At 67.5% G+C, this 25515-nt stretch carries 23 protein-coding genes; 18 read left to right on the top strand and 5 right to left on the bottom strand.

What is annotated here, in order from left to right; all coding sequences use genetic code 11:
• Positions 1 to 109 precede the first annotated feature (109 nt).
• From KQ910_RS11710 to KQ910_RS11780, 15 genes are all read left to right on the top strand, one after another.
• The gene (locus KQ910_RS11710; RefSeq protein ID WP_216959923.1) at positions 110 to 838 is read left to right on the top strand and encodes a TerC family protein; all 729 of its coding nucleotides are present in this window, start codon (positions 110 to 112) and stop codon (positions 836 to 838) included.
• A 5-nt stretch (positions 839 to 843) separates the two neighbouring features.
• Positions 844 to 1275 carry a universal stress protein gene (locus KQ910_RS11715; protein WP_216959926.1) on the top strand — a complete coding sequence of 144 codons (432 nt, stop codon included), beginning with the start codon at positions 844 to 846 and terminating at the stop codon, positions 1273 to 1275.
• 50 nt (positions 1276 to 1325) lie between these two features.
• On the top strand, positions 1326 to 2513 hold the full coding sequence (locus KQ910_RS11720; protein ID WP_216959929.1) for a deoxyguanosinetriphosphate triphosphohydrolase: 1188 nt from the start codon (positions 1326 to 1328) through the stop codon (positions 2511 to 2513).
• Positions 2514 to 2705: 192 nt separating this feature from the next.
• Positions 2706 to 4448 carry an arginine--tRNA ligase gene (argS, locus tag KQ910_RS11725; RefSeq protein WP_216959932.1) on the top strand — a complete coding sequence of 581 codons (1743 nt, stop codon included), beginning with the start codon at positions 2706 to 2708 and terminating at the stop codon, positions 4446 to 4448.
• 147 nt (positions 4449 to 4595) lie between these two features.
• Positions 4596 to 5372, top strand: coding sequence for an SPOR domain-containing protein (locus tag KQ910_RS11730; RefSeq protein WP_216959935.1), 777 nt, complete (start codon positions 4596 to 4598; stop codon positions 5370 to 5372).
• 252 nt (positions 5373 to 5624) lie between these two features.
• Positions 5625 to 6656 carry a beta-N-acetylhexosaminidase gene (gene nagZ / locus KQ910_RS11735; protein ID WP_216959938.1) on the top strand — a complete coding sequence of 344 codons (1032 nt, stop codon included), beginning with the start codon at positions 5625 to 5627 and terminating at the stop codon, positions 6654 to 6656.
• Positions 6657 to 6710: 54 nt separating this feature from the next.
• The gene (locus tag KQ910_RS11740) at positions 6711 to 7541 is read left to right on the top strand and encodes a segregation and condensation protein A (RefSeq protein ID WP_216959941.1); all 831 of its coding nucleotides are present in this window, start codon (positions 6711 to 6713) and stop codon (positions 7539 to 7541) included.
• Positions 7538 to 8692, top strand: coding sequence for an SMC-Scp complex subunit ScpB (scpB, locus tag KQ910_RS11745; protein WP_369408327.1), 1155 nt, complete (start codon positions 7538 to 7540; stop codon positions 8690 to 8692). Before KQ910_RS11740 ends, scpB begins: the two co-directional genes overlap by 4 nt.
• 110 nt (positions 8693 to 8802) lie before the next feature.
• The gene (locus tag KQ910_RS11750) at positions 8803 to 9075 is read left to right on the top strand and encodes a twin-arginine translocase TatA/TatE family subunit (protein WP_216959944.1); all 273 of its coding nucleotides are present in this window, start codon (positions 8803 to 8805) and stop codon (positions 9073 to 9075) included.
• A gap of 27 nt (positions 9076 to 9102) precedes the next feature.
• The gene (tatB, locus tag KQ910_RS11755; protein WP_216959946.1) at positions 9103 to 9597 is read left to right on the top strand and encodes a Sec-independent protein translocase protein TatB; all 495 of its coding nucleotides are present in this window, start codon (positions 9103 to 9105) and stop codon (positions 9595 to 9597) included.
• 69 nt (positions 9598 to 9666) lie between these two features.
• Positions 9667 to 10482, top strand: a complete 816-nt coding sequence (gene tatC, locus KQ910_RS11760; RefSeq protein ID WP_369408328.1) for a twin-arginine translocase subunit TatC — start codon at positions 9667 to 9669, stop codon at positions 10480 to 10482.
• A gap of 2 nt (positions 10483 to 10484) precedes the next feature.
• The gene (gene serS, locus KQ910_RS11765) at positions 10485 to 11780 is read left to right on the top strand and encodes a serine--tRNA ligase (RefSeq protein ID WP_216959949.1); all 1296 of its coding nucleotides are present in this window, start codon (positions 10485 to 10487) and stop codon (positions 11778 to 11780) included.
• A complete protein-coding gene (gene surE / locus KQ910_RS11770) occupies positions 11777 to 12574 on the top strand; it encodes a 5'/3'-nucleotidase SurE (RefSeq protein WP_216959952.1) in 798 nt (265 codons plus the stop codon). Before serS ends, surE begins: the two co-directional genes overlap by 4 nt.
• 12 nt (positions 12575 to 12586) lie before the next feature.
• The gene (locus KQ910_RS11775) at positions 12587 to 13234 is read left to right on the top strand and encodes a protein-L-isoaspartate(D-aspartate) O-methyltransferase (RefSeq protein ID WP_439612018.1); all 648 of its coding nucleotides are present in this window, start codon (positions 12587 to 12589) and stop codon (positions 13232 to 13234) included.
• A 119-nt stretch (positions 13235 to 13353) separates the two neighbouring features.
• Entirely contained in the window at positions 13354 to 14235 is an 882-nt protein-coding gene (locus KQ910_RS11780) for a M23 family metallopeptidase (protein WP_216959954.1), read from the top strand.
• Positions 14236 to 14372: 137 nt separating this feature from the next.
• Here the strand turns inward: KQ910_RS11780 and KQ910_RS11785 are convergent, their stop codons facing one another.
• The gene (locus tag KQ910_RS11785; RefSeq protein WP_216959957.1) at positions 14373 to 14708 is read right to left on the bottom strand and encodes a DUF1491 family protein; all 336 of its coding nucleotides are present in this window, start codon (positions 14706 to 14708) and stop codon (positions 14373 to 14375) included.
• A 146-nt stretch (positions 14709 to 14854) separates the two neighbouring features.
• On the opposite strand from KQ910_RS11785, the gene KQ910_RS11790 reads away from it, so the two are divergent.
• On the top strand, positions 14855 to 16663 hold the full coding sequence (locus KQ910_RS11790) for an ABC-F family ATP-binding cassette domain-containing protein (RefSeq protein ID WP_216959960.1): 1809 nt from the start codon (positions 14855 to 14857) through the stop codon (positions 16661 to 16663).
• A gap of 110 nt (positions 16664 to 16773) precedes the next feature.
• Here KQ910_RS11790 and KQ910_RS11795 read toward each other — a convergent pair whose 3' ends face one another.
• A complete protein-coding gene (locus tag KQ910_RS11795; RefSeq protein ID WP_216959963.1) occupies positions 16774 to 18210 on the bottom strand; it encodes a M20 family metallopeptidase in 1437 nt (478 codons plus the stop codon).
• Positions 18211 to 18254: 44 nt separating this feature from the next.
• Entirely contained in the window at positions 18255 to 19376 is a 1122-nt protein-coding gene (locus tag KQ910_RS11800; protein ID WP_216959966.1) for a hypothetical protein, read from the bottom strand.
• A gap of 184 nt (positions 19377 to 19560) precedes the next feature.
• Here KQ910_RS11800 and KQ910_RS11805 point away from each other — a divergent pair, with 184 nt between their 5' ends.
• Both KQ910_RS11805 and KQ910_RS11810 read left to right on the top strand, forming a co-directional pair.
• Entirely contained in the window at positions 19561 to 21144 is a 1584-nt protein-coding gene (locus KQ910_RS11805) for a peptide chain release factor 3 (protein WP_216959968.1), read from the top strand.
• Between the two features lie 255 nt (positions 21145 to 21399).
• Positions 21400 to 23115, top strand: coding sequence for an N-acyl-D-amino-acid deacylase family protein (locus KQ910_RS11810; protein ID WP_216959972.1), 1716 nt, complete (start codon positions 21400 to 21402; stop codon positions 23113 to 23115).
• 195 nt (positions 23116 to 23310) lie between these two features.
• Here the strand turns inward: KQ910_RS11810 and KQ910_RS11815 are convergent, their stop codons facing one another.
• Both KQ910_RS11815 and KQ910_RS11820 read right to left on the bottom strand, forming a co-directional pair.
• Positions 23311 to 24150, bottom strand: coding sequence for an amidohydrolase family protein (locus KQ910_RS11815; RefSeq protein WP_216959975.1), 840 nt, complete (start codon positions 24148 to 24150; stop codon positions 23311 to 23313).
• 127 nt (positions 24151 to 24277) lie between these two features.
• On the bottom strand, positions 24278 to 25501 hold the full coding sequence (locus KQ910_RS11820) for a CaiB/BaiF CoA transferase family protein (protein WP_216959978.1): 1224 nt from the start codon (positions 25499 to 25501) through the stop codon (positions 24278 to 24280).
• Positions 25502 to 25515: the final 14 nt, after the last annotated feature.

Here is a 25515-nt window from a genome sequence, read left to right on the forward strand (position 1 = left end):
GGTTTGGCTTGCCCCTTCGGGAGGGCTGCACTAACACCTTCGGCCGAAGCATAGAAGCGCAGGCCGCTGGGAAACAGGGCACAGGAAAACCGTACGGGGACCGCTGCATATGGGATTTGAGCTGACGCCCGCTTTCTGGAGCGGCCTGACCCAGATCATTCTGGTGAACATCATCCTGTCGGGCGACAACGCGCTCGTCATCGCGCTGGCCTGCCGGAACCTGGAGAAGAAGCACCAGCGCCCGGCCATCATCATCGGCAGCGGCGGCGCCATCCTGCTCCGTATCCTCTTCGTCCTGATCGTCGACTACCTGTTGTCGGTTCCCTTCCTGAAGCTCGTGGGCGGCATGCTGCTGCTGTGGATCGGCGTCAAGCTGGTGCAGGGCGAGGAAGAGGGCGAGGACGGCGTCAAGGCGGCCAGCTCGCTGAGCTCGGCCATCCGCACCATCATCATCGCCGACGCCGTGATGAGCCTCGACAATGCCATCGCCATCGCCGCCGCCGCCAAGGGCGACACCACGCTGATGGTGCTGGGCCTCATCATCTCCATCCCGCTGATCGTGTTCGGCGCCACGCTGATCATGGCCCTGCTCAACCGCTTCCCGATCATTGTCGTCGCCGGCGGCGCGCTGCTGGGCTGGATCGCGGGCGAGGTGCTGGCCACCGATCCGGGCTATGCCGCCAAGCTCACCGCCATCACGCCGCATGCCAAGACGATCCTCGAGGTCGGCTGTGCCGTCCTGGTCGTCGCGGTCGGATACTTCCTCCAGCACCGGGCGAAGCAGAAGCACAAGGCGCACGATCCGGTGGATCTCGCGACCGACAAGGGCAAGGAGTAGCGATCATGCACAAGATCAACGCCATCCTCGTCGCGGTCGACGGTTCGGCCTGCTCCGACCGCGCCGTTCAGCACGCCCTCGACATGGTCGCCACGGGCTGCGCCGCCGAACTGCATCTGCTCAACGTGCAACCGAGCCTTGGCGGTGCGGTCGCGACGTTCGTCTCGCGTGAGCAGATCGAGTCCCACCACCGCGACGAAGGCCAGAAGGCGCTTGCGTCCGCGGTGGCGCTGACCGGCAAGGCCGGGGTGACGCCGAAGACCCATATCGGCGTCGGCCGCCAGGGCGAGATCGTCGCCGATTTCGTGAAGAAGGTGGGCGCGGGCCTCGTGGTGCTGGGCACGCGCGGCCATACCGGCCTGGCCGGCGTATTGATGGGCTCGGTCGCACAGGACGTGATCGCGCATACGTCGGTGCCCGTAACCCTGGTCAAGTAGCCATCGCGCTCCGGACGGCGTAGAACGCGGCCCTGCAGGAGGACCCGCGTTTGGCCGAGGAGTTGTGGCGACACGAGGCGCTGGCGCCCTATGCGACGCTGCCGTGGCGGAGCAAGGGCCGCTACCATCGCGAGGCCGAGTCGCCGAGCCGCAGCCCGTTCCAGCGTGACCGCGACCGCATCATCCACTCCGCGGCGTTCCGGCGCCTGAAGCACAAGACCCAGGTCTTCGTCTATCACGAGGGCGACCACTACCGGACGCGCCTCACCCATTCGCTCGAGGTTGCCCAGATCACGCGCACGATCTGCCGGACGCTGCGTCTCGACGAGGATCTCGGCGAGGCCGTGGCGCTGGCCCACGATCTCGGTCACACGCCGTTCGGCCATGCCGGCGAGGAGGCGCTGCATGGCGTCATGCTGCCTTATGCCGGCTTCGACCATAACGCCCAGACGCTGCGGATCCTCACCAAGCTCGAGGACCGCTATGCCGAATTCAACGGGCTGAACCTCACCTGGGAGACGCTCGAAGGCGCGGTGAAGCACAATGGCCCGCTGCTGAAGCCGGGCCGGACGCTGGCCGACCTGCCGGCCGCCATCGTCGAATACTGCAAGGACCACGACCTCGAACTCGACGGCCATGCCGGCCCCGAGGCGCAGGTGGCGGCGCTGAGCGACGACATCGCCTACAACAACCACGATATCGACGACGGGCTGCGGGCCGGCCTGTTCGAGGTGAAGGACCTGCTCGACCTGCCGCTGGTCGGCGAGATGTTCGCGCTGGTGACGACCAAGTATCCCGGCATCGAGCAGCCGCGGTTGATCCACGAGGCGGTGCGCCGCGTGATCAACGCCATGGTCGAGGACGTCGTGGCCGAGACGCGCCGCCGACTGAAGGAGGCCGCGCCCGCGTCGGTCGCCGACATCCGTGCGCTCGGCCGTCCGGTGGTCGCTTTCTCGGAGGCGATGACGGCGACCGAGAAGACCGTGAAGCGCTTCCTCTATACGCGCATGTACGAGCACTGGAGGCTGAATCGGTCGCACTCCAAGGCGCGTCGCGTCGTGGTCGACCTGTTCAATCTACTGTTCGCCGAGCCCAATTGCCTGCCCTCGCCCTGGCGCGAGAAGGCCGAGCAGGCCGGGTCCCATTCCCGGGCCCGCGTGGTCGCCGACTACATCGCCGGCATGACCGACCGCTACGCCCTGGACGAACACCGGCGTCTGTTCGACCTGTATTCCTGATCAAGATTCCCGTCGTCTCGATCGGAGCGCCGAAGGCGCGGCGTGGAGAGACCTCTTTTCGGCCGAAGGCCGTCAAATCGAGGAAAAAGGTCTCTCCGCTTCGCCGCGCTGCGCGCGGCTCCGGTCGAGACGACGGAAAACCGATATCGTGGGTCGGATGACAAAAGGCACGGATTCGGCAATACCCGGCCCATGAATCCCTACCGTCATTTCATCGGCGAGATCGTCGCGGCCCTCCAGTCCATGCAGGCCGCGGGGGAATTGCCCGAAAAGCTCGATTTTTCCGCCATCACGGCCGAGCCGCCGCGCGATGCCGCGCATGGCGACATCGCGACCAACGCCGCGATGGTGCTGTCCAAGGCGGCGGGCAAGAAGCCGCGCGACATCGCCGAGCCTCTGCTCGCCCGCCTCAAGGCCAATCCCGACGTGGTCGATGGCGCCGTGGCAGGGCCGGGCTTCCTCAACCTGAAGATCGCCGACGGGTTCTGGCGCGCGCGCCTCGGCGATTGCCTGAAGGCCGGCACCGCCTATGGCGATTCCAGCATGGGCAAGGGCGCCAAGGTGAACGTCGAGTATGTCTCGGCCAACCCGACCGGCCCGCTGCACGTGGCGCACGCGCGCGGCGCCATCGTGGGCGATGCCCTGTCGAACCTGCTGCACAAGGCGGGCTACGACGTCACCAAGGAATACTACATCAACGACGCGGGCGCCCAGGTCGACAAGCTCGGACAGTCGACCTACCTGCGCTACCGCGAGGCGCTGGGCGAGACGGTCGAGTCGATCCCCGAGGGCCTCTACCCCGGCGAGTATCTCAAGGACGTCGGCGCCTCGATCGCCAAGCGCGACGGTGCCCGCTGGATCGGCAAGCCGGAAGCCGACTGGCTGCCCGAGATGCGGGCCTTCGCCATCGCCACCCTCATGGCCGAGATCAAGGCCGACCTCGAAACGCTGGGCGTTCATATCGACGTCTTCTCGTCGGAGCGCGCGCTGGTCGAGAGCGGCGCCGTCGATAGTGCCTTCGGGGAGCTCACGCGCCAGGGCCTGATCTACCAGGGCCGGCTGGAGCCGCCGAAGGGCCAGCTGCCCGACGATTGGGAGGACCGCGAGCAGACCCTGTTCCGCGCGACCCAGTTCGGCGACGAGGTCGACCGGCCGCTCAAGAAGTCGGACGGCAGCTGGACCTACTTCGCCAACGACATCGCTTACCACCACGACAAGTATCGCCGCGGCTTCGCCGACATGATCGACGTGTGGGGCGCCGACCATGGCGGCTACGTCAAGCGCATGAAGGCGGCGGTGAGCGCCATCACCGCCAAGCAGGGCGAACTCGACGTCAAGCTCTGCCAGCTCGTGCGCGTGATGCGCAACGGCGAGCTGGTGCGCATGTCCAAGCGCGCCGGCACCTTCGTCACGCTGCGCGACCTTCTCGACGAGGTCGGGCCGGACGTCGTGCGCTTCACCATGCTCACGCGCAAGAACGACGCGCCGTTCGACTTCGACCTCGTGAAGGCCACCGAACAGTCACGCGACAACCCTGTCTGGTATGTCCAGTATGGCCACGCGCGGACCCGTTCCGTGATGCGCCAGGCGACGGCCGCGGGCATTGCGATAGACGGTCTCGACAGTGCGCCGCTCGACCGCCTCTCCGACGTGGGCGAGCTCGCGCTGATCCGGATGATCGCCCAGTGGCCCCGTCAGGTCGAGGCGGCGGCGGTGGCGCACGAGCCCCATCGCATCGCCTTCTATCTCTATGACCTGGCAGCCGCCTTCCACTCCCACTGGAACCGGGGACGGGAGGAGCCGGGCCTGCGCTTCGTGATCGAAGGCGACTCCGATCTCACGCGGGCGCGTCTGGCATTGGTACAGGGAATCGGTTTTGTGATAGGATCGGGATTAAAGGTCTTCGGCGTAACACCCGTCGAGGAAATGAGATAAAAAATGCATGTTCGCCGGTCCCCCTCCGGCGACGGACCAACGATCTACCGGCCCAACGAGTCGGTAGCTGTGCGGCTCGATCCTCCGCCTCGGCCCGTCGCGCATGAACCCGATTCAATTCCCCCGCCTCCCCGGGACTCGCTGCTCATGCGGGTCAACAGACGCCGCGGCCAGATCCTCACGGTGATGGTGTCGGTCGCCGCCGTTGCGAGCTTCGGTTCGGTCGTCTGGTGGGCGCACAACCAGGACGTCAAGGCCGGCGGCAAGGGGCTGGAGCCGCTGGTGGTGCAGGCGCCGACCACGCCCGCCCGCGTGAAGCCCGAGAATGCCGGCGGACTCGTGCCGCCGAACCAGGACAAGGAAGTCTTCAACCGGATCTCCCCCGGGGCCGTACCGGCGCAGCCCGAGAAGCTGCTGCCGATGGCTGTGACGCCCAAGCTGCCGCCGAACGGCTTGCCGCTGCCGGCCGCGCGCCCGAGGGAGACGGAGGCCGGCAAGACGCCGACGCCGCTGCAACCCGCCTCGACGGCCGCCGGCACGCCGCCGCCTGCCGGCGCTGAACCGAAGGTGCCGGCCAATCCGCCCAACGTACAGCCCGCAACCAACACGCCGGCCGCGACCGAGAGCGGCCCCAGCATAGCGAGCCTGATCGAGAACATGTCCGGCCCGACCGGCGGCTGGCGCATCCAGGTCGCCTCGGTGAAGAGCGAGGACATCGCCAAGTCGACCTGGGCGCGGCTGCAGAGCGCGCATGGTGGCGAGCTTTCGAGCCTGCGCATGCAGGCGGTCCGGGTCGATCTCGGCGACCGTGGCGTCTGGTATCGAGTGCAGGCCGGACCGCTCGACGAGAAGCAGGCCCATTCGGTCTGTGCCTCGCTGAAGGCCCGCAAGGCCGACTGCGTCTCGGTCCCACCCGCCCGCTAGGGGCTTTCCGATGTGTCTCGAAGCGTCGGAATTCGGAACCGATCTCTTCCCCATTCAGATGGGGAAGTGCCACGTCATACCGGGCGATGGGGTCATCGGCCGAGCAAGGCTCGGCCGTCCGAGTGGCAGGACATCGCCTTGCGATGTCCGGGAGCGTCGGAGAATGAACGACAGCCTCATGACCCCTCCGTCGGCTTCGCCGCCACCTCCCCATTTGAATGGGGAGGAAAGTGACTACGGGACATTTTCCAGATGAGCAGGCCCCGCGCGCTTATCCTGGGCTGCGCCGGGCCGGACCTCACGACGGAGGAGCGTGCGTTCTTCCGCGACGCCGATCCGCTGGGTTTCATCCTGTTCGCGCGCAACATCGACACGGTCGAGCGCGCACGGCGGCTGGTCGACGATCTGCGGTCCTGCGTAGCGCGATCCGATGCACCGGTCCTGATCGACCAGGAAGGCGGCAGGGTCGCGCGCCTGCGTCCCCCGAACTGGCGCAAGGCGCCTCCGGCCCGCCTGCTGGGCGACCTCTACGCCCGCAACCCGGAGCAGGGGCTGGAAGCCACCAGGCTCAACTCACGCCTGCTGGCGGCCGACGTGGCCTCGATCGGCTGCGACGTGGATTGCCTGCCCGTGCTCGACATCGCCTTTCCCGAGACCCATGCCGTGATCGGCGACCGGGCCTATGCCGATCGGCCCGAGCCGGTGGCGGCGCTGGGCCGCGCGGCGGCCGAGGGCCTGCTGGCCGAAGGGGTAATGCCGGTCATCAAGCATATTCCCGGCCACGGCCGTGCGACGGTCGACAGTCACGAGGCATTGCCGACCGTGACGGCCTCGCGCGCCGAGCTGGAGCGCACCGACTTCGTGCCGTTCCAGCTGCTCTCGGACCTGCCCTGGGCGATGACGGGGCACCTCCTGTTCGAGGCGATCGATCCGAAAGAGTGCATCACGGTATCGGCGGGTGCCGTACAGGACGTGATCCGCACCCATATCGGCTTCGATGGGCTGCTGCTGTCGGATGACCTTTCGATGCAGGCGCTGGGCGGCTCCTTGGGCGATCGCGCGGCCCGGGCGCTGGCGGCCGGCTGCGACGTCGCTCTCCACTGTAACGGCAAGATGCCGGAAATGGTCGAGATCGTGGGCCGCACCGGCCCCATGACCGAGGCCGCCGGCCGTCGGTTCCAGGCCGGCCGCTCCTTTCTGGCGCGGCATCGTGCCCCTGCCGGCGGCAGGGGCTTGGCCGATGCGGCGCGGCGGGTCGCCGAACTCCTCCCGGAATGGGGATAAGGCGCTACCAAATCCTGTGGCGGCAGGCGCTTTCGCTGACTAAACCGGGACTGCATGACCGATTCCGCCAGCCCGCCACCTGAGGACGCGCCCGCGCCCGCCGTCGCCGACACGTTCGGCGCGGGTGGCCCGGACGTCATCGCGCCGGGCGAGGGCGAGCTGATCGTCAACCTCGAAGGCTTCGAAGGCCCGCTCGACCTGCTGCTGACCTTGGCACGCGACCAGAAGGTCGACCTGCGCAAGATCTCGATGGTGGCGCTGGTCGATCAGTACCTCTCCCACATCCACCAGGCGCGGCGCATGCGGCTGGAGCTGGCGGCCGACTATCTCGTCATGGCGGCCTGGCTCGCCTACCTGAAGTCGCGCCTGCTGCTGCCGGAGCCACCGGCCGGCGAGGAGCCGTCGGGCCAGGAGATGGCCGACGCGCTGCAATGGCAGCTGCGCCGCCTCGAGGCGATGCAGGAGGCCGGCGCCCGCCTGATGGCGCGGCCGCAGCTCGGCCGGGACATCTTCGCGCGTGGCCAGCCCGAGGGCATCGTCGTGGTGCGCCGTGCGATCTGGGACGTGAAGCTCTACGACCTGCTGAGCGCCTACGGCTCGCAGGTCCGGCCGAAGGATGCCGATACCTACCAGATCGAGCCGATGCAGTTCTTCTCGGTCGAGGAGGCGGCGGAACGGCTCGGTCGGATGCTGGGCATCGCCATCGACTGGCAGTCGCTCGAAGCTTTCCTGCCGGCCGGCCTCACCGATCCGGCGCGCCGCCGCTCGGCGATCGCCGCGACCTTCGTCGCCGGCCTGCAGCTCGCCAAGGATGGCCAGATCGAGTTGCGCCAGACCGAACGCTTCGGCCCCATCCATCTGCGTAAACGTACCGACCAGCAGTGACGGTCCCCGACATGTCAGACATCGAAAACGCCACTCCGACCGTCGAAGAGCCCGAAGCGCTCGAACTCGTCCGCCAGCGTGCCGCCGGCAAGGAGAAGGCCGAGGATGATGATGAGGACGACGACGAGTCGGATGACGATTCCGAAGATGATGACGATGACGATTCGGATGATGAAGACGGCGACGATGAAGACGAGGACGAGGACGAGGACGAAGAAGACGACGAGTCGGACGACGATGACGCCGACGAAGACAAGGATGACGACGACGCCGACGAGGACGATGGCGACGACGAGGATGTGGACGGCGAGGATGGCGATGAGGACGAGCAGCCTGCAAAGGCAGCCCTAGCCGACGAGCCCGCGGCGGAAGCCTCGACCGAAGAGGCACTCGTCGAAGCCGTGTCCGAAGAAGCGGTGGCTGTCGCGACCGCTGCCGCTGTCGCGACCGCTGCCGCTGTGGCGACCGCGGTTGCCGCTGCCGCCGGACCGGTTGTTACTGACGTCGTGTCACCCGACCATGCCCAGCATCTGCGCCTGCTCGAGGCCCTGGTCTTCGCCGGTACCCAGGCGCTGGACGAGAAGGAGCTGGCCGAGCGCCTGCCCAACGATGCCGACGTGAAGCGCCTCGTGGCCGACCTCGCCGAGATGTATGCCGGCCGTGGCGTGAACCTGGTGAAGGTGGCGGGCGGCTACGCCTTCCGCACGGCGCCGGACCTTTCGGAGAAGCTCAAGATCGAGCGGCCGGTGACGCGCAAACTGTCGCGGGCCTCGGTCGAGACGCTGGCCATCATCGCCTACCACCAGCCGGTGACGCGCGCGGAAATCGAGCAGGTCCGCGGTGTCGGCCTCAGCAAGGGCACGCTGGACCTGCTGTTCGAGCAGAACTGGATCAAGCCGATGGGCCGCCGGCGCGCGCCCGGCAAGCCGGTGACCTGGGGTACGACCGATTTCTTTCTCGAGCATTTCGGCCTGCCGAGCCTCGACGACCTGCCGGGCCAGGAAGAACTGAAGGCCGCGGGCCTCCTGGATGCGCGCGCCCAACCCCCGATATTCAGGCCGGATGAGGCCGATCTGCCGCTCGAGCCGACGGAGGACGAGCCCGACGAGCCTCTCGCCGTCGAGGAGAAAGCCGGGGGGCAGGCGCGCTGACGCCCCAGAACCACCTTATTCGGGCGGTTGCCGTGGCTTCGCAGCGGATGCCATAATCGGCATTCGTTATTCGACACGCCGATTGAAAATCGACTTGGGAGCATTTTGAAATGGGTAGCTTCAGCGTATGGCACTGGCTGATCGTGCTGGCCGTCGTGCTGCTGCTGTTCGGCGGTCGCGGCAAGGTCTCGCAGCTCATGGGCGACTTCGGCAAGGGCCTCTCGGCCTTCAAGAAGGGCGTCGGGGGCGCGCAGGAAGAGACTCCGCCGCAGGCTCAGCCGGGCACGCAGCCGGGCGACACCGCCAAGCCGATCTCGGCTCAGGCGACGACCACGCCGCCGGGTGGCACGGTTCACCATCAGGACAGTGCCGCCAAGGTCTAAAGCGGCGCTGTGAGGGCCTGAACGGCCATGTTTGGCATCGATAGTCCGGAACTTCTGGTCATCGCGGTCGTGGCGCTCGTCGTCATCGGCCCGAAGGAACTGCCCGGCATGCTGCGCAGCTGGGGCAAGTGGATGGCCCAGATGCGCGGCATGGCTTCGGAATTCCGCGGCCATGTCGACGAAATGGTGCGGCAGGCTGACATCGACGACGTGAAGAAGCAGCTCACCGGCAGCCAGGGTCTCGACCTGCAGGCGCTCGATCCCACCCGGGAGATCAAGAGTGCGCTGCAGGAGGGCATGGCCGAGGGCGAGAAGGCCATGGCCGAGGCCAAGGCCCAGATCGACAATCCGCTGGTCGAGCCGGAATCCGCGCCCCAGATCGCGGCCGAGCCGGCCCTCGAGACCGCAACCGCCGCAGTGACCGCGGAGGCTGCACCAGCCGCCGAACCGGCGCCTTCGGCCAGCGAACCTGCGGTGCCTGCAGCCGATGAGAAGCCGGCCAAGGCCGTCGCGGTCGGCTAGCGCCAACTTGCGCTTTGAATTGCGCACCAAAGGGCGGCATAACGCGGCTCCCAATCTGCGAGCCCTTCCGTGACCCAGGCGCACGACGGACCTGAAGACGACAAACCGATGCCGCTGCTCGATCACCTGGTCGAGCTGCGCAAGCGCCTGATCTATGCGCTGGTCTGCTTCTTCGCCGTCTTCTTCGTCACCTTCTACTTCGCCAAGCCGCTCTTCTCGTTCCTGATCCAGCCGGCGCTGGCTGACGGCTACAAGGTCGTCGTCCTCGACATCTTCGAGTTCTTCTTCGTCACGGTGAAGCTGTCGGCGTTCGTGGCGCTGATCGTAGGCTTTCCGTTGATCGCGGTGCAGATCTGGCTGTTCGTGGCGCCGGGGCTCTATCGCCACGAGAAGCGCGCCTTCATCCCGTTTCTCGTCGCCACGCCGTTCATGTTCTATGCCGGCTGCGCGCTGATGTATTACATCGTGCTGCCGTACGTGATCAATTTCATGCTGGGGCAGTACGCGCCGCCCGACATCGAGAAGACGCTGCGGTCGTCGGACTATCTCGAACGCATCCTGCAGCTCGTCTTCGCCTTCGGCTTCGCCTTCGAGGTCCCGGTCCTGCTGACCCTGCTGATCCAGGTCGGCATTACCAGCTCGGAGGGGCTGAGGTCGAAGCGCCGCTACGCCGTCGTCGTGGCCTTCATCATCGCCGCCGTCCTGGCGCCGCCCGATGTCGTCAGCCAGATCGCGCTCGCGATCCCGCTGATGGCCTTCTACGAGATCTCCATCCTGATCGGCGGCGTGATCGAGCGGAAGCGGGCTGCCGCGGACAAGGCGGCCGAAGAGGCTGAGCAGAAAGCCGAGGAAGCCGCCAAGGCCGGCGACGGATCCGGCAGCTAGCCATGCATGACATCCGGTTCATCCGCGAGACGCCCGAGGCTTTCGACGCCGGCCTGAAGAAGCGGGGCCTGGCGCCGCTGTCGGCCGAGATCCTGGAGATCGACAAGCGCCGCCGCGCGGCCATCTCCGAGAGCGAGGCCATCCAGGCGAAGCGCAAGGCGCTCAGCCAGCAGATCGGCATGGCCAAGCGCAAGGGCGAGAACGCCGATGCGCTGATGGCCGAGGTCGCCGCGCTCGAACAGAGCCTGAAGGACGGCGAGCACGAGGCCAGCCGTCTCGACGAGGAACTGCGGATCCGGCTCGAAGTGGTGCCGAACCTGCCGTTCGACGACGTGCCCGAGGGCGCCGACGAGACCGGCAATGTCGAGATCCGCCGCGAGGGCAACCAGCGCAACTTCAGCTTCCCGCCGAAGGACCATGTGGCGCTGGGCGAGGCCACCGGCGAGATGGATTTCGCCGCCGCCGTGAAGATCTCCGGCTCCCGGTTCGTGGTGCTGAAGGCGCATCTTGCGCGGCTGGAGCGCGCGCTGGCGCAGTTCATGCTCGATCTGCACACGGTCGAGGGCGGCTATACCGAGGTCAACCCGCCGCTGCTGGTGAAGGACGCGGCCGTCTATGGCGTCGGCCAGCTGCCGAAGTTCGCCGAGGACATGTTTCGCACCGACAACGGCTTCTGGCTGATCCCGACGGCCGAGGTCTCGCTCACCAACCTGGTGAACGACATGGTGCTGGACGAGAAGGAACTGCCGCTACGCTTCACGGCGTTCACGCCGTGCTTCCGCTCCGAGGCGGGCTCCGCCGGCAAGGACACGCGCGGCATGATCCGCCAGCACCAGTTCCCCAAGGTCGAGCTGGTGAGCATCACCACGCCCGAGCAGTCGGCCGCCGAGCACGAGCGCATGACGGCGTGCGCGGAGGAGGTGCTGAAGCGCCTCGGCCTTGCCTACCGCACGGTCGTTCTGTGCGGCGGCGACATGGGCTTTGGCTCGCGCAAGACCTACGACATCGAGGTCTGGCTCCCGGGCCAGGACGCCTATCGCGAGATTTCGAGCTGCTCGAACATGGGCGACTTCCAGGCCCGCCGCATGAATGCGCGCTACCGGCCGAAGGAAGGCAAGGGGACGCGCTTCCTCAACACGCTGAACGGCTCCGCCCTCGCGGTCGGCCGCACGCTGGTCGCGGTGCTGGAGAACTACCAGAACGAGGACGGTTCGGTGACGGTGCCCGAGGCGCTGCGTCCCTACATGGGCGGACTCGAACTGATCCCCGCGCCCCCTGCCGTGCCTGCGAAGAAATGAAGGTCGTCAACCTCGCCAAGGCGCGCATCCTCGTCACCAACGACGACGGCATCCACGCGCCGGGGCTCGAAGCCCTGGTCGAAATCGCCACGCAACTTTCGAGCGACGTCTGGATCGTGGCGCCCGAGGTCAATCAGAGCGGTGCCGGCCACTCGCTGTCGCTGTCGCGCCCGATCCGCGCGCGCGAGGTCAGCGAGGGCAAGTTCGCCATCGACGGCACGCCGACCGACTGCGTGCTGTTCGCCGTCAAGCACCTGATGAAGGACCGCAAGCCCGACCTCGTCCTGTCGGGCGTCAACCGGGGCACCAACATCGCCGACGACGTGACCTATTCGGGGACCATTGCGGCCGCCATGGAAGGCTGCCTGCTGGGGATCCCGTCGATCGCCTTCAGCCAGGCCTATATGCACGAACACCCGGTGAAGTGGGGCACCGCCACCGCCCATGGCGCTGCCGTTGCGCGCCGCGTGCTGGCGCTCGACTGGCCGCGCAACGTGCTGGTCAACATCAACTTCCCCGACGTGGTCGCGGGCTCGGTGAAGGGCGTGCGGGTCACGTACACCGGCACGCGTGGCTTCGGCGGCCACATCGTCGAGCGCAAGGATCCGCGCGGCGGGACCTATTACTGGATCGGCTACGCGCCGCAGGAGAGCGAGATCGACGCGGCGAGCGACATCGCCGCCGTCCGCTCGGGCCACATCTCCGTGACCCCGCTGCACCTCGACCTGACCCACGAGAGCATGCGCCGCAAGCTCGTGGCGGAGTTCGAGGCGGCGCCCGTCGACCTCGACTAGGGGCGGGCCCGCGTGAACGTCCCCGCCATGCAGCGCCTGATCGCCGAGCTGCGCAATTCGGGCATTTCGGACGAGAACGTGCTGGCCGCCATCGCCTCGGTCGACCGCGAGCGCTTCGTCACGCAGACCTTCGCCGAGCGCGCCTGGGAGAACACCGCGCTTCCCATCGCCTTCGGCCAGACGATCAGCCAGCCGCTGGTGGTCGCCGCCATGACCGAGGCGCTGCGGGTCGGCCCGCGCATGAAGGTGCTGGAGATCGGCACCGGCTCGGGCTACCAGGCGGCGGTGCTGGCGAAGCTCGCGCGCCGCGTCTATTCGGTCGAGCGCTTCAAGCCGCTCTCCAAGGCCGCCGAGCGCCTTCTGCTCGACCTCGGCATCTACAACGTGGTGGTCGACATCAACGACGGCAGCAAGGGCTGGCCGGGCCAGGCGCCGTTCGACCGCATCATCGTCACCGCCGCTGCCGAGGAACGCCCGCAGGCGCTGATCGACCAGCTCGCCGTTGGCGGCATCCTGATCGTGCCCGTGGGCCGCGATCCGACCTCGCAGGTCGTCGAGCGCATCGTGAAGAACGAGAGCGGCCTGCAGCGCGACACGCTGATGCCGGTGCGGTTCGTACCGCTGGTCGCCGGCCCGCTGCCGGTCCTTGGACAGGGCTGAGCGAAGCTCAGCGAGGAGCGGCAGGACATTGCCCTGGGCAATGTCCGGGAGCGTCGAAGAACGAACGACCACCGGAGCCACCTATTCCCGCCGGAATCCCAATGCAGTAGTATGGAAGCATGAAAAGAGCCCCTCGCTTCCCCTCGCGATGGGCCGGCCGGATGCACACGCTGGGTACAATGGCGGTGCTGTCGGTCGCGCTCGGCGCCTGCAACACCGTCATGGGTGCCCGCGAGGGCACCATGGAATATCCCGGCTCCGGCGCTGGCCCCAACGCCGTTCCCGTCTATGTCGTTAAGGACAAGGACACGGTCGAGAGCATCTCGCGCCGCTACGGCGTCTCGTCGCAGACCATCATCGACCGCAACAATCTGAAGGCGCCCTACACGATCAAGCCCGGCCAGTCGCTTGCCATGCCGGGCGCACGCTTCGTGCAGGACACTTACGGCGAGGCGCCCCAGCAGACCGCTGCCGCCAATCCCAATGCACCCTCCTCGGTGAAGCGCGAGGGCCTCGCGCCGCCGCCCGGCGCCTCGTCGGGTGAGGCGCCGCGTTCGGCCGCGCCCGCCGGCGAGCCGACGCCGCTGGCCGGCAAATCGGTCTCCGTGGCGGCTACGCCGCCGCCGCCCCGGATGAGCTGGCCGGTGAACGGCAAGATCGTCTCGCCCTACGGCACCTCGGGTGGCCAGAAGAACGACGGCATCAACATCGCCGCCGCCAAGGGCACGCCGGTGAAGGCCGCCGAGGGCGGCAAGGTCGTCTATGCCGGCGGCGAGGTGGCCAAGATGGGCAACCTGCTGCTGATCGAGCATCCCGGCGGCTACATCACGGCCTACGGCAACAACGAAGAGCTGCTGGTGAAGAAGGGCGACACGGTGAAGCGCGGCCAGACCATCGCCAAGGTCGGCAATTCGGGCGGCACGCCCGAGCCGCAGCTCCACTTCGAGGTCCGCCGCGCCGGCAAGACCATCGACCCGACGACGGTGCTGGGCGCTCAATAACACTCCTCCCCATTCAGATGGGGAGGTGTCGGCGTAGTCGCCGACGGAGGGGTCATCGTCGCATTGACGCCTATGACCCCATCGCCCCCGTAAGACGGGGACACTTCCCCATTTGAATGGGGAAGAAGCTTGAGGGCCTAAACGATCTTGCCGTTGATCTTGTATTCGCCCTTGCGGTCCTCGATCTCGAGGACCCAGAGGTCGGGGTCGCGGCTGACCTGGCGGGCGATGTAGGCGTCGGCTTCGGGCTCGGTGACAGGCGCGGGGCCGGTCCCGCGGCTCCACGACGGTTCGTCGTCGAGCGTGCTGGTCTGGGTGAAGACGGTCACGCCGGCCTCGAAGCGATTGATCTTCAGCAGCACGGTGCCGACATCGGGATCGCCACGCCGCACGACGGCCGCCGGAATGAACGCGCGGTCGCACAGGCGTATTTGCGCGCTGACCCAAAGTCCCGTTGTGAGGCCCATCACCATGAGACGGCCTTCATGCAGGGCACCGTACGACGCGTCAAATGCCGCCTGTGCGCCCCGTCAGGGCGCACGCCGCGCGCGGGAAGACCGGGACGATTCGGCTTCCGCCCTTGCCGACCGGAACGGCTTCGGCCAATACAGCGCGCTCCATGGCCGATCCCCCCCTCCTTGCGCTCAGCGACATCCGCTTCCATCTCGGCGACCAGACCATCCTGGCCGGCGTCGATCTCGGTATCGCGCCGGGCGAACGCCTGTCGCTGGTCGGCCGCAACGGTGCGGGCAAGTCGACCCTGCTGCGCATCCTCGCGGGCGCGCCGATCGCCGATTCCGGAACACGCTTCGCCCAGCCCGGCGCCACCGTCGCCACCCTGCCGCAGGAACCGGATTTCGCCGGCCACGCCACGGTCGCCGACTATGTCGGCACGGCGCTCACCGACTCGCTGGGGCCGGACGATTACCGCGTCGCCGCCATCCTCGAAGACATGAAGCTCGACGGCCCGCGCGATCCGACGAGCCTGTCGGGCGGCGAGGCGCGCCGCGCGGCGCTGGCGCGCGTGCTGATCGGCGAGCCCGACGTCATGCTGCTCGACGAGCCGACCAACCATCTCGACCTGCCGACCATCGAGTGGCTGGAAGAGAAGCTCTCGAAGTGGCGCGGCGCCTATGTGCTGGTGAGCCATGACCGCCGCTTCCTCACCAACCTGTCGCGCGCCGTGCTGTGGCTCGACCGCGGCATCGTGCGCCGCCTCGACAAGGGCTATGGCGAGTTCGAGACTTGGTCGAACGACATCCTCGAACGCGAGGCGACGGAGCGGCACAAGCTCGACCGGCTGATCGAGCGTGAGACCGAATGGGCTGGCAAGTCGATCCGCGCCCGCCGCACCCGCAACGAGGGCCGCCTGCGCGCGCTCGCCGCGCTCCGCCAGCAGCGCCGCCAGCAGATCGGCCCGGTCGGCCGCGCCACCATCGAGGCCGGCAGCGCCGAGGCCTCGGGCGCGCTGGTCGTCACCGCGCGCAACATCACCAAGCGCTGGGGCGACAAGACCATCGTCGATGATTTCTCGACGCGTATCTTTCGCAAGAACCGCATCGGCCTGATCGGACCCAACGGCGCCGGCAAGACGACCCTGCTCAAGATGCTGATGGGCGAGCTCGAGCCCGACAGCGGTACGGTGAAGCTGGGATCGAACCTGATGCCGGTGGTGATCGACCAGCGCCGCATCGGCCTCGATCCCGACAAGACGCCGTGGGAGACGCTGGCCGATCGCAACGACCATGTGCTGGTGCGCGGCCATCTCACGCATGTGATGACCTACCTGCGCGAATATCTGTTCCGCGACGAGCAGGCGCGCCAGCCGGTGCGCACGCTCTCGGGCGGCGAGCGCAACCGCCTGCTGCTGGCCAAGGCGCTGGCCGCGCCTTCGAACATGATCGTGCTCGACGAGCCGACCAACGATCTCGACGCCGACACGCTCGACCTCCTGCAGGAAGCGCTCGACGATTACGACGGCACCGTCCTGCTGGTGAGCCACGACCGCGACTTCCTCGACCGGCTCGTGACCTCGACCATCGTGCTCGAAGGCGACGGCACGGCGACCGAATATGCCGGCGGCTACAGCGACTACGTGGCCCAGCGTGGCCCGCGGGTCGAGCCAACGGGCGTGACCCCGTCACGCGCGAAGGAAAAGGCGCCCGCGCCGAAGGCCGCGGGGCAGGGCAAGGCGCGCCTCGGCTACAAGCGCGAACGTGCTCTGGTCGAGCTGCCGAAGAAGATCGAGGCCCTGCAGGCCGAGATCGCCACGTTGCAGCAGGCGCTCGCCGATCCCGACCTCTACCGCCGCGATCCCAAGAGCTTCCAGAGCAAGACGACACGCATCGGCACCGCCCAAGCCGAGATCGACGCCGCCGAAAGCGAATGGCTCGAACTCGAGATGCTGCGCGAGGAGTTGAATTCGTGAATCGAGTTCCTCTCCCCCGATAGGGGGAGAGGTTAGGTGAGGGGGTTACAGGAGGTGCATCGCCCCCTCACCCAGCCTCTCCCCCTAGCGGGGGAGAGGAGGAAGAAAGGCTACTTCTTCCGCTCGTAATGCGCCGCGATCATCAGCGCCGTCGCGACCGTCACCTTCTTGCCCGTCGGAATGTGCAGGAACTCGTTCGGTCCATGGGCATTCGAATGGGGCCCGAGCACGCCGGTGATCACGAACTGCGTCCTGGGGAACTTGTCGCCCAGCATGCCCATGAACGGGATCGTGCCGCCTTCGCCCATGTAGGCGACCGGCTGGCCGAACGCTTCCTGCGAGGCGTCGGTCACGGCCTTCTCCAGCCACGGCGCCAGCGGCGGCGCGTGCCAGCCGCTCTGGCCGCCTTCGCCCGCGTCGAACTCGACGGTGGCGCCGTAGGGCGGATCGGATTCCAGCGCCTTCTTCATGGCCTTCACGGCCTCCTTGGCGTCGAGCGTCGGCGGCGTGCGCACGCTGATCTTGGCCTCGGTGTAGGGCAGCAGCACGTTGCCGGCATCGACCGGCTCGGGATAGCCCGCCATGCCAACGGTCGCGAGCTGCGGCCGCCAGGTGCGGTTCAGCACCATCTGGCCGAGATCCTCGACCATCGGCTTGGTCGCGCCGGCGAAGGGGAACTTGCGATAGACCTCCTCGCCCAGCACGCGCGCGGCTTCCGAGGCCTGCGCGATGCGCTGCGGCGGGATCTGCACGAACAGCTCCGGCAGCTTCATCTCGCCGGTCGCCTCGTCCTCCAGCCGCGTGAGCAGCGCGCGCGTGATGCGGAACGACGAGGGCACGATCCCCGACGCGTCGCCCGAATGCACGCCCTCGTTCAGCACACGCACCTTGAGCGTGCCGGCCGCGATGCCGCGCAATGACGTCGTGAGCCACATCCGGTCCCAGTCGCCGCAGCCCGAATCGAGGCAGACGACCAGCGACGGGTCGCCGATCCGCTCGAGCAGGTGGTCGACATAGAAGGGCAGGTCGTAGCTGCCGGATTCCTCGCAGCCCTCGATCATGATGACGCAGCGGGCGCGCGGCACCTTCTGCTCCTGCAGTGCGAGCAAAGCCGCGAAGCAGGCATAGATCGCGTAGCCGTCGTCGGCGCCGCCGCGGCCATAGAGCTTGTCGTCCTTGCGCACCGGGATCCACGGCCCCATGCCCTCGGCCCAGCCCTTCATCTCGGGCTGCTTGTCGAGATGGCCGTAGAGCAGGACGGTGTCGCCGTTGGCGTCGCCCCCATCGGTACCAGGGATCTCGATGAAGATCAGCGGCGTGCGGCCGGGCAGGCGCACCACGTCCATCGTCGCGCCCGCGAAGGCGGCGACGTGCGGCCGCGCCCAGTCGGTCATAAGCGTGACCGCCTGCTCCATGTAGCCGTTCTCCTCCCACTTCGGATCAAAGGATGGCGACTTGTTGGGGATGCGGATGTACTCGGTGAGCGAGGGCAGGATCTGGTCGTCCCAGAAGCTGCCGATGAAGGTCTTGAGCTGGTCGGGGTTCATGGGTGGGAGTTTAGTCCCCCGGTTCGCCCTCGCAAACTCTCGGCTCAGCTCTTCGCGGCGTCAGCCTCTTTCTCGGGTTCGCCCTTGGCTGAGCCTTCCGGCCCGTCCTTGGCGAGCCTCTCTGACTCGTCCTGGCTGGGCTTCTCTGACACGTCCGTAGCGGGTTTCTCGGACTCGTCCTGGGTGGGCTTCTCCGGCTCGTCCGTGGCGGCCTTCTCCGACTCGTCCTTGGGCGGCTTCTCCGGTTCGGTTGTCGCAGCCTTCTCCGGCTCAATACTGGCGGGATCGAACCATGACGCGGCGCGGTCGAAAGCGGCGACAAGGGCGGCGGCTTCGACGGGATCGACCAGGGTTTCGAAGCCGTGGAGGATGTTGTTGCGGATGCGGCGCAGCGTATCGAGCTGGCGGAGCCGGTCCTTCGACAGGTTGAGGCGCGGCTCCTCGAACAGGCTTTCGAGCGGGACGGTGCGGTCGTCGGCCATGTCGGCGTGACGCTTGACCTCGCGTTCGAAGTTCACGGCGGCGTTCAGCACGGCCTGGTAGGGCATCTTGAGGTCGAGGAGCTGCTTCGGCGCCAGCGCTTCCACGGGGGTTCGCTTGGTCGGGGCGTGGGCGAGGTTGCGGAAGAGGGGGCGCTGGCCGTCCTCCGGCTTTTCCGGCTCGGGTTCGGGCAGAGCCCCTTGCTCCTTCAGTTCCTCGATCCCGACCCGGATGCTGACGAAATCGTTGGCGGGCTTCGGGGCGGGCTTCGCGGCAGGCTCAGGGACGAGCGCTGGAACGGGCACAGAGGCCGGCTCCTCGACCGGCTTGGCGGCGGGCTCGACGATGGGCTCGACCGTCGGTGTAGCGATGAGCACGGGCGCGGGCTCCGGTTCCTTCTCCGGCGCTTTCTCGGGGGGAGGCAGCTTGAGCGGCTCGGGAGCCAGTGCGCTGACTGCCGCCGGCGCGGTCTGCTCGCGCCGGGCCGTCCGAGTGGCGCGCAGCACCAGGCCCTGCGCGGCCAGGATGCAGAAGAACGCCACGCCGCCCGCCGTCACGCCGTCGAGCGGCATCTGCTTTGCCTGGGCGACGACCGCGCCGTAGGCGACGCCGCCGGCCAGCGGCAACACCAGCTCTTTCAGCACGCGCAGCGCGATTGGCGTACTGCCAGCCTTCGTCTTGTCCATCGACCCCAATCCATTCGCCCCGGCCAACCCGCGCCGGAAAAAGCCCGCGCCGTACTAACAAACCTCGGGTGCGCGACCAAGCGGGGGCCTGGGAGAACGGGGCCGGGAGAAGGAGGCCCGCCCGAGTTGACGTCCCCGGACCTGTCCGCTACCCCCTCGCCACCCCCGAAGGACCCCATAAAAAGTGCCCGATTCCGCGACTTCTCCCGCATCCGATGCCCGTCTGGCCGGCCACCCGGCCGCCCTGCGGCGCACGTTTGCCATCATCTCGCATCCCGACGCCGGCAAGACGACGCTGACGGAGAAGCTGCTGCTGTTCGGCGGCGCCATCCATGTCGCGGGTGCGGTGAAGGCGCGTGGCGAGGCGCGGCGGGCGCGCTCGGACTGGATGAAGATCGAGCAGCAGCGCGGCATCTCGGTCACCACCTCGGTGATGCATTTCGAGTATGGCGGCGCCGTCTTCAACCTGCTCGACACGCCGGGCCATGAAGACTTCAGCGAGGACACCTACCGCACGCTGACCGCCGTCGATTCGGCGGTGATGGTGATCGATGCCGCCAAGGGCATCGAGGCGCGCACGCGCAAGCTGTTCGAGATCTGCCGCCTGCGCGACGTGCCGATCGTCACCTTCATCAACAAGATGGACCGCGAGTCCAAGGACCCGATCGAGTTGCTGGACGAGGTCGCCTCGACCCTGGCGCTCGACGTCTCGCCCATGACCTGGCCAACCGGCTCGGGCCAGAATTTCAAGGGCACCTTCGATCTCAACAACAACCGCATGCTGGTGTTCGACAACACCGACCGCAGCCGCATCGGCGAGGTGATCGAGAACTACACGATCGCCGATTCGAACTTCGCCGAGGAGGTCGAGCTGGTGCGCGCCGGCTATCCCGCCTTCGACCTGGAGAGCTATCGCGCCGGCCATCTGTCGCCGGTGTTCTTCGGCTCGGCCTACAACAATTTCGGCGTGAAGGAGCTTCTCGACGCGATCGCGGCCTGGGCGCCGCCGCCGCGGCCACAGCCCGCCGAGCCGCGCGCCATCGAGCCGACCGAGGCCAAGGTCACGGGCTTCGTGTTCAAGGTCCAGGCCAACATGGATCCGAACCACCGCGACCGCATCGCCTTCCTGCGCCTGTGCAGCGGCAAGTTCCGCCGTGGCATGAAGCTGACGCAGATGGGCACGGGTAAGATCCTGTCGGTGAATTCGCCGATCCTGTTCTTCGCCCGCGAGCGCGAGATCGTCGACGAGGCCTGGCCCGGCGACATCATCGGCATTCCGAACCATGGCGTGCTGCGCGTCGGTGACACGCTGACCGAGGGCGAGACGATCAAGATCGTCGGCATCCCCAACTTCGCGCCGGAAATCCTGCGCCGAGTGCGGCTGGAGGACCCGATGAAGTCCAAGCAGCTGCGGCGTGCGCTGGAGGACCTGGCGGAAGAGGGCGTGACCCAGGTGTTCCGCCGCGTCATCGGCGGGGACCATATCGTGGGCGTCGTCGGCGAGCTGCAGCTCGACGTGCTGAAGACCCGCGTCGAGGCCGAGTACAACGTCCATATCGACCTCGAGCCCGCGCCGTTCGAGACTGCGCGCTGGATCTCGGCCGACACCAAGGCCGACCTGGAAGAGTTCATGTCGGCCAATCGCGGCGGCATGTCCGAAGACCGCGACGGCTCGCCGGTGTTCCTGGCGCGCAATGCGTGGGAGCTGGGCTACATCGCCGAGAAGAGCCCCAAGGTGAAGTTCAGCGACATTCGCGAGCGTTCCTAGGCCGAGCGAAGCTCGGCCACTGAGCGTCAGGACATCGTGAAACGATGTCCGGGAGCGCCGAAGAAGGAGCGATTACGCGAAGCTCATGACCCCTCCGTCAGCGTAAGACGCTGACGCCTCCCCATCTGAATGGGGAGGAAAGGGATCACGCTGCGCTCTGAATAGCAGTACGCCGGTAATGCATGGCTCCGGCCTTTCCGGGGCCGGCCGAGCGTGGAAAGCTGTCGTCCCCTTACAGAAGCAGCGGGACGGGCCATGCACGACATCGTCATTCGGGGCGGCACCATCGTCGACGGCACGGGCGCGCCGGCGTTCCAGGGCGACGTCGCCCTGGACGGCGACAGGATCGTCCAGGTCGGCGGCAAGGCGGGTCCGGGCAAACGCGAGGTCAAGGCCGAGGGCCGGCTGGTCACGCCGGGCTGGGTCGATGTCCACACCCACTATGACGGCCAGGCCACCTGGGATCCCGTGCTGGCGCCGTCCTCGTGGCATGGCGCCACGACCCTGGTGTTCGGCAATTGCGGCGTCGGCTTCGCGCCGGTGCGCAACGAGCACCAGAAGGCGCTGATCGAGATGATGGAAGGGGTCGAGGACATCCCCGGCATCACCCTGACCGAAGGCCTCAAGTGGGACTGGGAGAGCTTCCCGGAATATCTCGACGCGCTGGAGCGCCTGCCGCGCACCATCGATATCGGCGCCCAGGTCGCCCACCATCCGCTGCGCGTCTACGCGATGGGCGAGCGCGCCATCAAGCGCGAGATGGCGACCGCTGAGGACATCGAGCTGATGGCGCGCCTCACCGAGGAGGCGCTGAAGGCCGGCGCCGTTGGCTTCACCACCAGCCGCACCGACCAGCACAAGACCCTGGCCGGCGATCTGGTGCCCGGCCGCTATGCCGAGCATGAGGAACTGATCGCCATCGGCAAGGCGATGGGCCGCGCCGGTCGCGGCACCTTCGGCTTCCTCTCCGATTTCGACGACGAGAAGGCGGAGTGGAATTGGGTCCGCCAGGTCGCCAGGGAGAGCGGCCGGCCGGTCTGGTTCCTGCTCACCGACCGCGGCTACGACCCGCAGCGCTACAAGCGCCTGATGGAGGGCGTGCGCGCCTGCCGCGCCGACAACCTGCCGCTCTATGCCCAGGTCGCGGGGCGCCCCGTGGGCCTGACGCTCGGCCTCAACACCTCGCTCAATCCGTTCGGCCTGCGCGAGGGCTATGCCGCACTGGCCCATCTGCCGCCGGCCGAGATGCTGGCGAAGCTGCGCACGCCGGAGGTGCGCCGCCTGATCCTGTCGCAGGAGGCCTCGCCGCGCCTGCTCGAGGTGCTGCCGCCGCTGTCGCGCCAGATCGCGACGCGCTGGGACCGCATGTATCCGCTCGGCGACAAGCCGGACTACGAGCCCGCGCCGGAGCGCAGCATCGAGGCGTTGGCCAAGGCCGAGGGCGTGACGCCGCAAGAGTACTGCTACGACTATCTCGTCGGGGCCGAGAACCGCATGGTCTATTTCCCCGTCACCAACTACGTGCACGGCGATCTCGAGGTCGTGCGCGAGCTGATCGAGGATCCCCACACCATCCTCGGCCTGTCCGACGGCGGCGCGCATTGCGGCGTGATCTGCGACGCCTCGCTCAACAGCTCGATGCTGCAGCATTGGGTACGTGACCGCACGCGCGGACCGCGCCTTGGCCTGGAATTCGTAGTCAAGCGCATGACCAGCAGCACCGCCGACTTCTACGGCTTCAAGGATCGCGGCCGCCTGCAGCCGGGCATGAAGGCGGACGTCAATGTCATCGACTTCGACGGCCTGACCTTACACAGCCCTAAGATGATCTTCGACCTGCCGGCGGGCGGCCGCCGGCTCGTCCAGAGCGTCGACGGCTACGACATGACGATCTGCTCCGGCACGCCGATCTTCGAGAAGGGCGAGGAGACCGGTGCCCGCCCCGGCAAGCTGGTGCGTTCGACGGCCTGACTGAGACCCAATCACAGCAGTCTTGTCAGAAATCCACCTCACCCTGAGGAGCGCTCCGCAGGAGCGCGTCTCGAAGGGTGGGCACGAGCGCTCCGTGTTTTGCCGATCCTTCGAGACGGCCGCTGCGCGGCCTCCTCAGGATGAGGGTGGTGTGGGCGAACTCGAAGCGGAAAGAATCCAAGACGACTAAAGCTTCTATCTCTTCGGCGACCAGCCGTAAGCCTTGGCGCACGCGCCGCCCATCAGCATGGCGCGCTCGCTGTCGCTGAGCGTCTTCGTTTCCAGGAACGGCTTCACGGCGTTCTCGTAGTTCACGACCGCGAAGGCGCGGGTCCAGTCGGTGCCCCACAGGCAGCGCTCGAAGCCCCAGGCATCGAACACGCGCTTCAGCGGATCCCAGATGTCGGGGAACGGGTAGGGCTGCTGCGACAGCGTACAGGCGCCGCTCACCTTGATGACGGCGTTGGGACGCTTGGCCAGGTCGAGGATCTTCGGCAGGTCGGCCCATGGCTCGGCCGGCGCCGGCGGGTCGCGCGGCTGCAGCAGGCCGAGATGGTCGACGATGAAGCGCACATTGGGATGGCGGTCGATGATCCTGATGCCATCGTCGACCCTGCCCCAGAACAGGAAGTTGAGCGGCAGGTCGTAGTCTACGGCAGCCTTGCAGATGCGGTCGAAGCCGGGATGGTCGGGAGCACGCTTCTCTTCCTCGCGCAGGAAGATGCGGATGCCGACTGCGCCCTGCGTCTCCTTCCATTTCGCGACCACGTCGGCGACGTTCTCATCATCCGGGTCGACCGGCTTCACGATGGCCATGCGGCCCGGGTGCTGGCGGGCCACTTCCTCCGCGTAGCTGCCGTCATAGCGGTACATCGAGAAGGACGAGATGAAGATCGCGCCGTCGACGCCGACCTTGTTCATCGCCGCGACCATCTCGTCGCCGGTCACGTGAGGCGGCCAGTTCGGCACGGTGGCCCATGGGCGCTTCGGCGTGTTCGCTTCATAAGCATGGACCTGCGAATCTATGATCGGCATGGCACGTCTCCTTCCTTCTCATATTCCTCTCCCCCGCTAGGGGGAGAGGCTAGGTGAGGGGGGCACAGGGTGCGTCGTCCCCCTCACCCAACCTCTCCCCCAATCGGGGGAGAGGAGTCTGACAATTCTACTTCTTCTTCCGTTCCGTTACCGGCACCGTGACTTCGTCGGAGCGGAGACGCGTCAGCTCGTCGGCGTTCAGTCCGAGCAGCTCACCGAGCACGGCATCGGTGTGCTGTCCCAGGGTCGGCGCGGGCCGCTTGATCTCGGACTTGCCGCCGGTGTGGAGCCGGATGGGAGAGATCGGCACACGGGTCTTGCCGCGGCGCGGATGGTCGACATCGACCCAGAAGCCGCGCGCTTCGAGATGAGGATCGTAGGCGACCTCGCGCGCGGTCTTCACCGGGGCACACGGCACGCGCGCCGTGTTGAGCAGCGCCAGCACCTCGTCCTTGGTCTTCGTGATCGTCCAGGCGCCGACCATGTCATCGATCATTGCCATGTTCTTCGCGCGCCCTGGTGTGGTCGCGAGTTCGGGGTTCGCGAGCCAATCCTCGCGGCCCAGCATCTCGCACATCGACACCCAGTGCCGCTCGGCCGAGGTGAAGATCGCGACGTAGCCGTCGCTGCAGCGATAGGTGTTGTACGGCGCCATCGCGAGCGCGGGATGGCGGTTGCCGGTGCGGTCGGGCACGTTCTTGTCGCCGTCCATCACCGCGCCCAGCGCCGAGGCGATCGAGATCGCGCCGGCCTCGTGCATGGCGACCTCGACACGCTGTCCCTTGCCCGTGCGCTCGCGTTGCACCAGCGCGCCCAGAATGCCGGCACAGAGATGGATGCCGGCAAGGAAATCGCACACCGCGGCGCCGGCCTTGGTCGGCGGCCCGTCGGCGTCGCCCGTGGCGTTGGTGATGCCGCTCATCGCCTGGATGGTGACGTCCATCGCGGCGAGGTCGCGGTAGGGGCCGTCGAGGCCGAAGCCCGAGCTGCCGCCATAGACGAGTCGCGGATTGAGTTTGCTCAGTACCTCGTAGCCGAGGCCGAGCCGATCCATGACGCCTGCCGCGAAATTCTCGATCAGCACGTCGGCCTGCTCGACCAGCGCCAGGAAAAGTTCCTTGCCGCGCGGCTGCTTGAAGTCGAGGACGACCGATTCCTTGTTGGAGTTGAGCATGACCAGCGGATAGGGCTCGACCTCGCGCTTGCGGCGGCGCACCACGTCGCCCTCCGGCGGCTCGATCTTGAGCACGCGCGCGCCCATGAAGGCGAGCTGCAGGCCGCAATAGGGCCCGTTGTAGATTTGCCCGAGATCGAGGACGAGCATCCCGTCGAGCGGGCGGCGGATGGTCATGGGCGCTTTCTCCG

The organism is Reyranella humidisoli (genome assembly GCF_019039055.1).
In the GTDB taxonomy this organism is placed as follows: Bacteria; Pseudomonadota; Alphaproteobacteria; order Reyranellales; family Reyranellaceae; genus Reyranella; species Reyranella humidisoli.